Below are 12,905 nucleotides of genomic sequence, written 5' to 3' on the forward strand. Positions count from 1 at the left end.
GTTTATCCTCTTGATAGGCCGTCCGCCCATGGCTGGCGGCGTTTTGTCCTCGCGTTGCGCCGCCTGCATCGCGGTCGTTGCCGAAGGCGGAGGCGAGCGGGCGGCGCCACGCTCATCACGCGTCGATGACGGACCTTGAGACCAGAAACTCGGCGAAGAGGGCGAGCAATTCCCCGTCCTTGATTGCGGATGGTTCCAGCAGGCGCTGGAACATGGCGCCTTCGTGGACCGCCAGAATGAGACGAGCGACGCGAGAAGACGCGTGGGGGCGGCCGGGCTCGATTCCGCTCCAGACGCGGCAGACGGCCTCTTCGATAACCGAGAGGATGCGAGCCTGCCGTGCGGCGTAGTGGCTCGCCACTGCGGGGTTGCGCAGGGCGTGCAGGCCGAACTCCGCCTGCAGCAGATACCAACTGCGGTCGAAGGCGTAGCCGGCGATGAACGCCCTGACGAAGTTCTCCACCGCCGGTCCCGGTCCGGACAGGGCCGATGCGATCGAGGTTTCGAGATGCCGTTCAAGCCGTTCGATCGTCCGATCGTAGATGGCGAAAAACAGCTCCTCCTTGGACCGGAAATTGGAGTTGTACGCCCCCCGGCTCAATCTGACCCGTTCGCAGATGTCCTCCTGTGTCGCCCCCTGGAAACCGCGTTCGGCGAAGGCTTCCAGGGCGCCGTTGAGGATACGCTCGCGCGTCTGGGCACGCGTGGGACGGCTCCGGACAGGCCTTGGGCTCAAGAGAGCAGTCTTCTGGATCATTCGATACAGGTATGTATTGAGATGGATCGATGTCAACGCTACGGTCGGCCAAGGAGAACCTCGCTCATGACCTTGCGACCTTCCATCCTGCTGATCCTGCTGATCTCGTCGACCTGTGCGGCCGCCTACGCTCCCGCATCCAAGGCCCAGATCTCTGACGCCGAAACCTCCGGCCTCCAGACCGTTGGTCCTTTGCCCCTGACCTATCCCGACGCGCAGGCCAGGCTCCTGCAACGCTCGGACGCCATTGAGGCGTCGGACGCCGATGTCCGCAGCCGGGAAGCCCAGGAAAACGCTGTAAGGACGCTGCGGCTGCCCACGGTGGAGTTCGAGGGCCAGATGATGCGGTATCAAAAGACCCTCTATCTGCCGCTGGGGCCCTTGGCGGATGTCGCTCAGGACTACGCCATCAGCGATCCGTTGCAGTTCCAGATGGAACGCGACAGCACGCGGCCGATCATCACCGCCACCGTCCCGCTTTATTCCGGCGGCCGGATTCCGGCCGCCCAGGCGGCCGCTGAGGCTCAACTCGGCCAGTCCCGGGCTGAGCGCCAGATCGTCGTCGATAACGCCCTGTTGCAGATGACCGAACTCTATTTCGGGCAACAGTTGCTCACCCGGGTTCGGGACGTCCGCCGCGACGTCCTGGCGGGCCTCGAACGCCACCTGGCCGATGCGACGATTCTGGAGCGCGGCGGGTTCATCAGTCGCGCCCAGCGCCTGCAGGTGGAGGTGGCGCGTGACGACGCGGCGCGCGAGCTGGAGACGGCCGAAGCCAATCTGGCCAGCGCGGACACGGCGCTCTCTGGGACCTTGAGGGCGCCGTCGGGGATCGATCCGGCTACGTCTCTCTTCGTGCTTCTCCGGCCGCTCGAGCCGCTGGAGACCTATCTGCAAGCCGCCTATCGCGCCCACCCGCAGCTGGAGCGGCTCCAGGCCCTGGAAGACCAGGCGGAAGCCGGGGTCACCGCCCAGCGCGCCGAGCTTCTGCCGACGGTCTATGGCTTCGCCCAGTACAACTTTGATCGTCAGGACACCTTGTTGACCGATCCGGACTGGTCCGTGGGGGTCGGTCTCCGTTACACCCTCTTCTCCGGCGTCGATCGCTCGCAGAATGTCCGCGCCGCGCGCGAGAAGGTCGCCCAGGCCCAGGCGGGGCTGCGCGAGGCGCAAAGCCAGATCGAGATCGGCGTGACCCGATCCTGGAACGACGCGGAAGCGGCCCGGCGGCGGTTCCAGAGAACCGACAGCGCCATCGTCGCCGCCGAGGAGAACCTGCGCGTCCAGATGGTCGGCTACCAGGTGCAGCAAACCACCTCGCTCGACGTCATCGACGCCCAACTCGGCGTCGGACGCGCGCGGATCCAGCGCGCCCAGGCCGCCCATGACTTCGTGGTCGCGCTCGCCCGCCTTCTTCATGTCAGCGGCCGGATCGAGGACATGCCCGACTATATCGACCAGGGCGAAAGGATCGCGCCATGACCGACACCCAGGACACGCCGACGCCGAACACGGAGCCGGGCGGGGAACGGGGCGACGCCGGACCGTCTCGACGGCGCCGAAAACTGCTGCCCCTCGGCATCGGGGCGCTGATCGTGGCGGGGCTCGGCGTCGGCCTCTGGCTCAGCTACCGACCCGTTCCCGATCAGCTTCAGGGGATGGTGGATGCGCGGGAGCTTCGGATCACCAGCAAGGTGACGGGGCGGATCGCCGACTTCCATGTGGAGGAGGGGCAGCCGGTCCGGGCCGGCCAACTGCTCTACACCCTCGACAGTCCCGAGGTCGCGGCACGTTCAGAACAGGCGGGCGGCGCCCTCGTCGCCGCCGAGGCCACGGCCGACAAGGCCGACGAAGGTGCGCGTCCGGAGGATATCCGGGCCGCGGAAGCGCAATGGCGGCGCGCGCAGGCGGCGGCGGATCTGGCCCAGACGACGTATGCCCGCACCCAGGAGATGTACGATCAGGGCGTGATCGCGGGGCAGAAGCGCGACGAGAGCCGGGCCAATGCGGTGGCCTCGACGGAGGCCGCCCGCGCCGCTCGCGCCCAGTATGACCTGGCGCTGGCCGGGGCGCGCCGACAGGATCGCCAGGCGGCCGGGGGACAGGTGCGGCAGGCGCGCGGCGCCGTGGCGGAGGTCGAGGCGGCGGAGCGCGAAACCCGGGTGCTGGCGCCGTCGTCCGGCGAGGTGGGCCGGCGGCTCGCCCAGCCCGGCGAACTGGTCCCCCAAGGGTTCCCGGTCTTCATGCTCACGGACATAGAGCATCCCTGGGTGACGCTCACCCTGCGCGAGGATCAGTTCAGCGGGATTCGACGCGGACAGACTCTGACGGGTCGTATTCCCGCTCTGGAGAACCGCACGGCCCGGTTCCGGGTGACCTTCATCGCTCCCGCCGGAGATTTCGCTACCTGGCGTGCGACCCGGCAGTCGAGCGGCTTCGACGTCAAGAGTTTCGAGGTGCGCGTCGCACCGGTCTCGCGCGTCGACGGGCTGCGGCCGGGCATGACCGTCCTGTTCGACTGGCCGCAATGATCGCGGCGTTTCTCGCCGGCGCCCGACGCGAGATCGCCTTTCTGCGCGGGAGCTTCTGGGATCTGTTCCTCGTCGTCTGGCTACCGCTGGCGCTTCTCGCCCTCGTCGCCGTGCAGATGTCGGCGGGGGTTATGCGCGATCTGCCGGTCGCCGTCGTCGACGCCGACGGCGGAAGCGTCGCTCGCGATCTGGTTCGTCGTCTGGACGCCTCGCCCGGCCTGCACGTGGCGGCCCGCCCCAAGGATATGGCCGAGGCCGAGAGCGTGGTGCGGTCCAACCGCGCCTATGCGATCGTCATGCTGCCGCAAGGGCTCGAACGCGCGGTGCTGCGCGGCGAGGCGGGCAGGGTGCTGGTCTTCTACAACGCCAGCTACTCCACGCCCTCGGGGTCAGTGCTGCGCGAGGTCGGCGCCGTGATCCAGAGCCAGGCCCGGACCCTGGCCGCGCAACAGAGCGCGGCGATCCTCGGCCCGGGCCGGGTGCGGCCGGCGCCGATCCAGGTCCAGAGCCGCATCCTCTACAATCCCCAGGCCAGCTACGAGCTGCAACTGGTCGCCCTGATCCACCCGGCCTTGCTGCATCTGCTGTTCATGGTGGCGGTCGTCAGCGCCCTGGGACGCGAACTGCGAGACGGGACGATCGGCGGCTGGCTGGCCGGGCCGCCGCGCGAGGCCGCTGCGGCGGTCGTGGGCAAGATCGCGCCCTATGTGGCGATCTTTCTCGTCTGGGGCGCCCTGGCGACCATCTATCTCGCGGCGTTTCGCGGCTGGCCGGTTGAAGGCAGCGTCGGCCTGCTCCTGGCGGGCTATGTCGGCCTCTATCTCGCTTATGCGGGTATGGCCACGCTGATCGTCGGCCTGACGCTGTCCATGGGGCAGGCGCTGTCCATGACCGCCCTCTATGCGGGCGCCTCCTTCGCCTTCGCCGGGGCCGTCTTTCCAATCGAATCCGCTTCGGCCTTCGCGCGCGTCTGGAGCGCGCTTCTGCCCTACACCACCTTCGCCCGTCTCGTCGCCGAACAATGGATGATGGGCGCGCCCGCGGCGATGTCGGTCAAACTGCTGCTGATCCTGATGACCTTCGCGGTCGTGGGGTTCGGGCTGGGCCTGCCGCGATATCTGGCCGCCTCCCGCAAACCCGATGTCTGGGGGCGACGTTGATCGGCCGGGCCTTCATCGCGACGTTTCGCGCGGTCCTCGCCGACCGGTCGGCCTTCATGCTGATCGTGGTGTCGACGATCCTCTATTCCTTCTTCTACCCTTCCGCCTATTCCGGCGAGGTCGCCGTCCGGATCCCGGTCGCCGTGGTGGATCTGGACAACACCGGGGCCAGCCGTTCGCTGGTGCACAAGCTCTCGGGTCTGCAGCAGGCGGATCTCGTCGCCCGCCTGCCGTCGCCCGAGGCGGCGGACGACTGGTTGCGGACGAGAGGGGCGGGGGCGATCGTCGTCGTGCCTGCGGGGTTCGAACGTCGCATCCTCACCGGCGGGCAAGGGACGGTGGCCCTCTATGGCAACGGCGCCTATCTGCTGCGCAGCAGCACGGCGCTGGCCGGCATAGGCGCGGCGATCACGGCCGAGGCGGGCGAGGCCGCCGTCGATCAGGCGATGGCGCAGGGCGCGCCGGCGCCGCCGGCCCTGTCGGTGATCGCGCACCCGCTGTTCAACACCCGCGAAGGATACGGCAGCACCGTCTTTCCGGGCGTCGGCTTCCTCATCATTCATCAGACGCTGCTGATGGGACTGGCAATGCTGGCGGCCACCCTGCGTGGCGAGGGGGAGCGGCTTCGGTTTGCGTCCCGTCGTCTCCTCGGCGTCGCGCTCGCCTTCTTCGTCATCGGCTGGATCGATGTCGCCTACTACGCCGGCTTCGTCTTCTGGTTCCAGGACTATCCACGGGCCGCCGCCGCGCCCGGAACGCTGATCGTGGCCGGCAGCCTCTTCGTGGCGGCGACGGTTGCAGCGGCGCTTGCCCTGGCGAGCGTCTTCCGCACCCGCGAGCGGCCCCTGCAACTGCTCATGGGCACCTCCCTGGTCATCTTCTTTCTCGCTGGACTGTCCTGGCCCGCGGAGGCGACGCCGACCTGGCTCGCCTTCCTCGCCCGACTGCTGCCCACGACGCCCGGAATCCATCTCATGGTCGGGGTGAACCAGATGGGGGCCAGCCTCGTCGAACAGGGGCGCGAGGTTCTCAACCTCCTGGGCCTCATCCTCCTTTACGGCGGCGTGGCGTGGTGGCGCTTCACCCGGCCGTCCGGAGCGCCCTCGACCGGAGCGTGAACTGCGGCTGGGAATGATCGCCCGCCGCAGCCTAGGCCGGCGCCGGGCGTCCCGGACCGATCGCGAGGGCGGCGTCCTGTCCGCTGGCGACCGGCCTTCGGGCGACGAAGCCGGAGGCGACCAGATCTTCGAAGAGCGCTTCCAGGAAACCGCGCCCGTGAGGCCGCTCGCGGGGGAGGGCGACGGCCTGGTCGATGGCCTGGAAACTGTCCGGGAGCAGGCGGACGCCGGCCCGGTCGCGCGCCGCCGCCTCAACCGTCTGGCGCACACCGGCGCAGACATCGGCGCCGCCCTCCAGGAAGAGGGCGACGGCTGCCTGGGAGGAGGGCGTATGAATCCGTCGGGCCTGTTTCAGCGAACGGTTGAGAAAGAGGTCGTAGGCGGTGTTCAGGCCCGACGCGATCGTCACGTCCGCAACGTCCACGTCGCGGACGGAGCGGAAGCGGGACTCGGAGGGGACCAGATAGGAGGCTTCGATCCGGACGTAGGGCGCGGTATAATCCAAGACGGTGCGACGATCCGGATCGATCGCGAGGAAGGCGAGATCGCAGGCCTGATCCTGAAGCGCCGCCACCGCCGCTCCCGCCGTGGCGAAGTTCGACAGCTCCATCTCCACGCCGAGGCGCACAGCGATCTCCCAGGCGAGATCGACCGACACGCCAGCGAGAGTTCCGTCCGCCGCCCTCTGCGCCAGGACCGGATTGCCGAGATTGATCGCCACGCGCAACCGCCCCAAGGGCGCCAGTTCGGACCGGATGATGTGCATCGACACGTCCATTCCCTTCTCTTGGAGGGAACTGGACGGCGCTGCGCCGTCCAGCCCTTGAGAAAGCCGTTGCCGTCGGCCTGCGGCGGGTCCGCTTCGGTGATCGTCGTCAGCCATCCTTCACCTTCCTTCGGGACGACGTCGCGCTTCGCTCACTCCGATATCAGGTGAAACTCCTCGATCAGTTTCGCAATCTCGGTGCCTTCAAGCTTCTTCATCAGCAGTTTGCGCAGGAAGGCGGGGCCGGGGACTTCTATGCCTTCGCCATCCCGCAGAGGCGTGACGGCGGCCAGCAGGGTGCGGATGTCATAGGTGGAGTTGAACACTTCCGGCACGCCGCGTTCCACATTCATCAGCGTATAGACGGCCTCCATCGGCGTACGCACCGAATATTCGGTGGTGAAGATGCAGTCGCGTTGTTTCGATTCCGCGAACTGCCCGATGAAGGCGAAGTTGACGGCGCCTTCAGGCACCACGTCCGGCCGGTCGCCGGCTTGGCGCGGCATGAAGAAGGCGGTGATGTAGGGCATCATGGTCGGGACGGTGCTGGCGCCCTTGGCGGCGAGTTCCGCAATCTCCTCCACCGGGACGCCGAGGTGATAGAGCCATTCCTGGGTGATCTCCTCGCCGGTGCAGTCCTGCATGGGCTTCTTCACATAGTCGCCGGGGGTGTCGACGAAGAGGGCGTAGAACCAGGCGATCATCTGGTCCTTGGGCTGTTTCTTGAAATGCGGCTGGCGATGCACCGTCCAACTGAGCAGCCAACTGGAATCCTTGACCGTGACGATGCCGGCGGAGACGATCTTGCCAGTGAACGGGTTCCGCTTGGTGATCTTCTCGACATAGTGGGCGATCCGCGGATCGAAGGCGGTGATCGAGGCCGAGGCCCATTTGGTCTCGGGAATATGGGCGCCGAACACGTCCGGACGTCCGAAGGACGGATCCTTGGCCGCGATGCGTCGCCACAGGTCCCAGGCGGGAGCAGGGCCTTCCTTCAGCTTCGCCGGCGTGTGATGGTCGCCGTTGTCCGAGTTTTCCGTCAGCGATCCGATGGTGATGAAGACGAGATCGTCGTCGCCGAGATCGACCCCGCCCTCCTCGCCCTTCTCGATCCAGTGAATGCGGGTGGCCTGTTTGCGTCCGTTCTGGATGTCGAAGTCCACATCCGTGACCTCCACGCCGTAGCGGAACCGGACGCCACGTTCGGTCAGCCATTTGACCAGCGGCAGGACCATGGATTCATACTGGTTGTAGCGGTTGAACTTGAGCGAGGAGAAGTCCGCCAGGTTGGCGATGTGGTGGATGAAGCGGTGGAGATAGAGCTTCATCTCCAGCGCCGAGTGCCATTCCTCGAAGGCGAACATGGTGCGCCAGTAGAGCCAGAAATTGCTCTTGAGGAAGTCCTCGCTGAAGACCTCGTTGATCCGCTTGTTCTCCATCTCCTCGCGGGTCGCCAGAAAGATGGAGATTAGATCCTTCTGCGCCCGGTCATTCAGCGTCAGCAGATGCTTGTCCGGGACGTCCTGGCCCTGGTTCTGGGTTGTACGCTGCAAGGAGAAGTTCGGATCGTCCCTGTTGAGCCGGTAGAATTCGTCAAGAACGCTGGCGTCCTCGATTTCTAGCGAGGGGATCGAGCGATAGAGATCCCACAGGCACTCGAAATGCTCCTCCATCTCGCGACCGCCGCGGATAACGAAGCCCTTTTCCGGCACGTCCAGCCCGTCGAGCGCCCCGCCGGGAATCTCCAGTTCCTCAAGGATGGTGATGCGATCACCGGGCACGCCGCCGTCCCGGATCAGGAACGCGGCCCCCGCGAGACCGGCCAGCCCCGATCCCACAAACCACGCCGTCTTCCTGTCGGCGCCCTCGGGTTTGCGGGGACGAACAAAGGCCTCATAGTTTCCACTGCTGTAGTGCACGGCGAACTCCTTCGGTTGGGCGTGGGGGAGGATTTGGTCAGGGCTCAGTCGGTGGATTTGTAGCTGTAGAAGCCTTCGCCGGAGGCGACGCCCAGCCTGCCCTTGTCGATGTAGTTTTCCTTCAGCCAGGCGGCGAGCGCGCGGGCGCGGGCGTCGCCCTGCGACAGGATGTTGTAGGGCGTGTTCAGGCCGATGACGTCGTACATCTGGAAGGGGCCCATCGGCGCGCCCGTCGCGATCCGCCAGACCTTGTCGACATCGTGGGGATCGGCATAGCCGCCCGCCGCCAGATCGGCGGCGGCGTTCAGGAATGGTGCCAGGAGGGAGTTGAGGATGTAACCGGCCTTTTCCTTGCGGATCGGGATCGGCTCCATGCCGATGTCCGCAGCGAACTTCAGGACGGTCTCGAACACCGACGGATCGGTGTCGTCCGTTCCCATGACCTCCGCGGTGTTGAACTTCCAGATGTTGTTGGCGAAATGCAGCGCGAGAAACCGGTCGGGTCGGCCGGTGAACGCCTTTAATGCGCTCGGCAGAAGGGTGGAGGAGTTGGTGGCGAAGATCGTCCTGGCCGGCGCGAGCGTGGCCAACTGTTCATAGACCGCCTGTTTGAAAGCCAGAACCTCGGGCACGGCCTCGATCACGAGATCCGCATCGGCGACGGCGGCCGCCAGATCCGTCGACAGCGTCAGACGCCTTATGGCCTCCGCCTCCTTTCCGCCGACCGCGCCCGGAACCTCCTTCCGGTACGTCTCGACCAAGGCCGCCAGTCGCAGGCGCGCCTTGGCGAGGACGTCGTCGCTGACGTCGCAGGCAATGACGTCGAAGCCGCTGTAGGCGGTCTGAAAAGCGATCTGGCTTCCCAGGACGCCCGTCCCGATCACGACCACCTTCTTGATTTCGCCCATCGTCGGATTCCTGTTTCAGTTGTCCTGGAGAAGGAAACGGCGCCGCCATGTCAGGCACGACGCGAACAAGCTTGTGGGTGCATCGATCGATCACGGCCCATTCGGCCAGGCCCGCGACGACGACCCGGCCCTTGACGTCAATGAAGTCGATCCGGCGCCGGTAGCGCGCGCCGCGGAGCGAGTCCTCGACCCAGGTGACGGCGGTCACCGCCTCTTCGGCCGCGATACTGCCGCGGTAATCGACCTGATGACGCAGAACCACCGAGACGTAGCGGTCCACATCGCCCGGGGAGGCCATGGCGAACCAGTGCGCCACCGAGGCGTCCTGGATCCAGACGATCCAGACCGCATTGTTCACATGGCCGAGTTCGTCGATGTCCTCGTCCTGCGCCTGGAAGCAAAGGTGGAACCGCCGCTGTTCGTCCACCTCGCCCTTCAGGGGCGCGCCGGACGGATGACAGCCGATTCGACGATGCCTCGGCAGGACGGAGGTCATCCCCGGACGCTTTCGAGAGGGCTGGCCTGCAGGCCCGCGGTGGCGCGAAAGAAGGCCAGCAACATGGCGTCCCGGGCGGCGGCTCCTTCGATATCCCCCTGGACCGCCAGCCCCATCCAGAGGCCGTAAAGACCGATCCCGGCCTGGAACGGCGGCAGGAGAGGGCGCAGGTCGAACCTTTGAGCCAGTTCCTCTATGAGGTCGCCGAACAGTCGATAACAGGACGCCTTGCTCTCGCGATGTCGTTCGGCGAAGTCGGGATCCCGACGGGCGTGTAATTGCAACTCCACGGACAGCAGGGACCATTCGGGTTGGGCCGCCAGATCGGACAATCGGCCCGCCAGACCAAGCAGGGTCCGTTCGATGTCGTCTCCATCGGCGCGGCGGATCAGATCGCGGAGGAACATCACCTCGTCATGGATGTGCGTCTCCATGATCTCGACGAGCAGGTCGTCCTTGGTGGCGAAGTTGGAATAGAAGGCGCCCTGGGAATGACCGGCCGCGCCGCAGATGTTGCGGATCGACAGGGCGGCTACGCCCTCCTCGACGATCGAGGCGTGGGCGGCCGCCAAGAGGCGACGTCGGGTCCGCCCTTGCGCTTCCTTCCGGTTGACCCTCATAGCGTCGTGACCTTTGCCGTCGTCGTGGAACATCAACTCACATATCACACGATATTCGAGTCGCATATCGTGTGATATTTGAAATATGGCAGCCAGGAGAGTGTTTCGCCCGGCGTCCGGGCCGCCGGGCCTGGACAGGTTCAGGCGTTCCTGCCGGCGGCTATTCATTCATCGATGAACGAAGCTTGCACGATGCTGCGCTGCAACATAAGTTCGGTGTCGCCCTTCCTGGGGCGTTTTCCTCCCTATGAACTTCGGGGCCGCATGACGGCCCCTTTTTTCTGCCGAGAAACCATCGCGGGCCTGTCCGCCTGCTCCGGACGTCGCCTCCAGGCCGATCGGGCTCGCGCCGATTGGCGGCGGTTACTGGGGCCGCCTGACGAGCGCCACTTCCATTCCGCGTCGCGTCACCAGGATGCTGAACAGGTCCGGACTGGCTGCGAAGCGCAGTTGCGCCAGGAGTTGCGCTTCTGCGGGGTCGACCGCCTCAACGGTTTCGGCCATCAAGTCGGTGCTGCGTCCGTCGTCTAGGATGAGTTGATATTCAGCCATCCGCCCCCTCCATCGCCTTCCACGGTCATCCAGGCGAACAGCCTATGAAGAGGCGCGGCCGGTGTCTTTGACTTTTTTGAACCGAGAGGGCGGCGCTCCTGTTTCGTCATACCCGGACATCTGCGGTAAGCATCGCCGCGGGCTCCTCAGTTGGACCCGTCGGCCCAGGCGGAGAGTCAGGGAATGATTCAGAGCTTTCGGTGCCTTTCGACGCCACTTCCGAATCTACCACTAAAACACTGACTTACAAGAAAAATATGTTCGCTGCCTCTCGGTATCTATCGAGGGGCAGCGAACCCGTGTGTCGGTATGCCAGACGGTCTTTCTCCCGTTGCCTCTCGACCCCCCGATTCATACCCTCATAGGGCTGAGGGCGTCCTGACGGTCTTTTTTCTGAAACAAGCCTATGAGTTTCTTGAAGAAATCGCTGCCGAAGACCCCGAAAACGCCTGACGGTCTTTTGGAGTAAAATTCGCATGCTAACCGACGCAGAATTGCGAAATACGCGAGGGAAATCAAAAGCGTACAAAAAGACCGACAGGGACGGTTTGTACGTGCTCGTAACACCGACAGGCGGCATCGCTTTCCGGTACGACTATCGCTTCAACGGGCGGCGCGAGACGGTGACCTTCGGTTCCTACGGTCCGGCGGGACTCTCCCTGGGGGAGGCGCGGGAAAAGCTGCGTGAAGCGAAGCGCCTGATCGCCGAGGGCGTTTCACCGGCGCTGGACAAGCAACGCGTGAAACGCAGGCTGAGAGAGGCCCAGCGGTTTGAACAGGTGGCGATCCGGTGGATGGACCACGCTCCGATGGCCGACAGCACGCGCCAGATGCGACGGTCGATCTTCAACCGAGAGGTTTTGCCCGAATGGCGAAACCGGCTCCTGAACGAGATCACGCCGAACGACCTGAGAGCGCACTGCATGACCATTGTGGATCGCGGCGCCCCGGCGACGGCCATCCATGTTCGCGACATCGTCAAACAAATCTACGCCTACGCCATCCTGCACGGCGAGAAGATCGACAATCCCGCCGACGGGGTCGGGCCGGCGTCCATCGCGACCTTCCGGCCGCGGGACCGGTCGCTGTCGCCGAGCGAGATCCGGATCGCGCTGAACCTGCTGGGGGAGGTGGCCACCCTGCCGACCATCCGTCTCGGGCTGAAGTTCATCCTGCTGAGCATGGTGCGGAAGAGCGAATTGCAGGACGGGACCTGGGACGAGGTCGATTTCGAGAACGCAGTTTGGTCGATCCCGAAAGAGCGGATGAAGCGGTCGCGGCCGCATAACGTCTACCTGTCGACCCAGATGCTCGACATCCTGATCGCGCTGAAGACCTGCGCCGGGAACTCTCGCTACATCCTGCCGTCGCGCTATGACGCCGACGCGCCGATGTCGCGGGCGACTTTCAACCGGGTGACCAGCGCCATCGCCGAGCTGGCGCGCGAGCGCGATCTGCCCCTGGAGCCCTTCACGGTTCACGACCTGCGCCGGACGGCCTCCACGCTCCTGCACGAGATGAGTTTCAACTCGGACTGGATCGAGAAATGCCTCGCCCACGAAGAGCGATCTTCCCGCGGCGTGTACAACAAGGCCGAATTCGAGGCCCAGCGGCGCCACATGGCCCAGCAGTGGTCAGACGCCGTGGACGCCTGGGAGGCGGGGCGCGGATTCACGCCGGATCTGACTATCCCGGAAACGGCCGGCCCTCGTTTCGATCCGCGGCTCTGACCGGGCGGGTGATCCGCTTGCGGACATCGGGCGGCGGCGCCCGGCGGATCGGCTTGGCCCGCCGAAGCGCCAGCCAGGCTTCCACCTCGGCCAGGTCCCAGACCACGCAGCGCGGGGTCAGCAGGAAGCGCCGGGGAAACTGGCCGCGCTGCTCCATCTCAGATGGTGCTGTCCGCCAATGGCACCATCTGACGGAGCTGCGGCTTCTTGATCGTGCGCCTCAGCGGCGGGTCGGCCTGGGCCATCGAAGATCTCCATGTTGTCATGGGAATCGAACTCGAAAGGCTGCGGCAGGCCAACCCGCCAAACTCTCCACCGTAAGCTTACGGCCGGCTGCAGAGCGGGGAT

Annotated in this window: 12 protein-coding genes and 1 pseudogene; 5 read left to right on the forward strand and 8 right to left on the reverse strand. The window is 65.7% G+C overall.

Annotated features, from left to right (window positions below):
• Positions 1 to 115: 115 nt before the first annotated feature.
• Positions 116 to 793, reverse strand: coding sequence for a TetR/AcrR family transcriptional regulator (locus JL11_RS10665; RefSeq protein WP_197273299.1), 678 nt, complete (start codon positions 791 to 793; stop codon positions 116 to 118).
• Between the two features lie 30 nt (positions 794 to 823).
• Here JL11_RS10665 and JL11_RS10670 point away from each other — a divergent pair, with 30 nt between their 5' ends.
• Genes JL11_RS10670 through JL11_RS10685 form a run of 4 tightly spaced genes read left to right on the forward strand, consistent with a single transcriptional unit; the run spans position 824 to position 5,566 of the window.
• The gene (locus JL11_RS10670; RefSeq protein WP_054765651.1) at positions 824 to 2,239 is read left to right on the forward strand and encodes a TolC family protein; all 1,416 of its coding nucleotides are present in this window, start codon (positions 824 to 826) and stop codon (positions 2,237 to 2,239) included.
• On the forward strand, positions 2,236 to 3,288 hold the full coding sequence (locus JL11_RS10675; protein WP_017505076.1) for an HlyD family secretion protein: 1,053 nt from the start codon (positions 2,236 to 2,238) through the stop codon (positions 3,286 to 3,288). The genes JL11_RS10670 and JL11_RS10675 overlap by 4 nt, the downstream gene beginning before the upstream one ends.
• A complete protein-coding gene (locus JL11_RS10680) occupies positions 3,285 to 4,448 on the forward strand; it encodes an ABC transporter permease (protein WP_054765652.1) in 1,164 nt (387 codons plus the stop codon). The genes JL11_RS10675 and JL11_RS10680 overlap by 4 nt, the downstream gene beginning before the upstream one ends.
• Positions 4,445 to 5,566, forward strand: a complete 1,122-nt coding sequence (locus JL11_RS10685; protein ID WP_054765653.1) for an ABC transporter permease — start codon at positions 4,445 to 4,447, stop codon at positions 5,564 to 5,566. The genes JL11_RS10680 and JL11_RS10685 overlap by 4 nt, the downstream gene beginning before the upstream one ends.
• A gap of 31 nt (positions 5,567 to 5,597) precedes the next feature.
• Here the strand turns inward: JL11_RS10685 and JL11_RS10690 are convergent, their stop codons facing one another.
• From JL11_RS10690 to JL11_RS10710, 6 genes and pseudogenes are all read right to left on the reverse strand, one after another.
• Positions 5,598 to 6,344, reverse strand: coding sequence for a transporter substrate-binding domain-containing protein (locus JL11_RS10690; protein WP_054765654.1), 747 nt, complete (start codon positions 6,342 to 6,344; stop codon positions 5,598 to 5,600).
• A gap of 140 nt (positions 6,345 to 6,484) precedes the next feature.
• Positions 6,485 to 8,251, reverse strand: coding sequence for an oleate hydratase (locus JL11_RS10695; protein WP_054765655.1), 1,767 nt, complete (start codon positions 8,249 to 8,251; stop codon positions 6,485 to 6,487).
• Between the two features lie 44 nt (positions 8,252 to 8,295).
• Complete coding sequence (locus tag JL11_RS10700) at positions 8,296 to 9,159, reverse strand: 3-hydroxyacyl-CoA dehydrogenase (RefSeq protein WP_003169322.1); 864 nt, start codon at positions 9,157 to 9,159, stop codon at positions 8,296 to 8,298.
• Positions 9,160 to 9,208: 49 nt separating this feature from the next.
• A pseudogene (locus JL11_RS18205) lies at positions 9,209 to 9,655 on the reverse strand (acyl-CoA thioesterase); the annotation flags it as partial.
• Positions 9,652 to 10,275: a TetR/AcrR family transcriptional regulator gene (locus JL11_RS10705; protein WP_035285090.1), complete on the reverse strand. Its 624-nt coding sequence runs from the start codon at positions 10,273 to 10,275 to the stop codon at positions 9,652 to 9,654. The pseudogene JL11_RS18205 and the gene JL11_RS10705, both read right to left, overlap by 4 nt.
• Positions 10,276 to 10,638: 363 nt before the next feature.
• Positions 10,639 to 10,827 carry a hypothetical protein gene (locus JL11_RS10710; RefSeq protein WP_003169318.1) on the reverse strand — a complete coding sequence of 63 codons (189 nt, stop codon included), beginning with the start codon at positions 10,825 to 10,827 and terminating at the stop codon, positions 10,639 to 10,641.
• Between the two features lie 476 nt (positions 10,828 to 11,303).
• Between JL11_RS10710 and JL11_RS10715 the strand changes: the two genes are divergently transcribed.
• Positions 11,304 to 12,557, forward strand: coding sequence for a tyrosine-type recombinase/integrase (locus JL11_RS10715; protein ID WP_054765656.1), 1,254 nt, complete (start codon positions 11,304 to 11,306; stop codon positions 12,555 to 12,557).
• On the opposite strand, the gene JL11_RS10720 is transcribed toward JL11_RS10715, so the two are convergent.
• A complete protein-coding gene (locus JL11_RS10720) occupies positions 12,514 to 12,714 on the reverse strand; it encodes a helix-turn-helix transcriptional regulator (RefSeq protein ID WP_430641175.1) in 201 nt (66 codons plus the stop codon). The two genes, JL11_RS10715 and JL11_RS10720, sit on opposite strands and share 44 nt — an antisense overlap.
• Between the last annotated feature and the right edge of the window lie 191 nt (positions 12,715 to 12,905).

It is taken from the genome of Brevundimonas sp. DS20, assembly GCF_001310255.1.
Lineage (GTDB): Bacteria > Pseudomonadota > Alphaproteobacteria > Caulobacterales > Caulobacteraceae > Brevundimonas > Brevundimonas aurantiaca.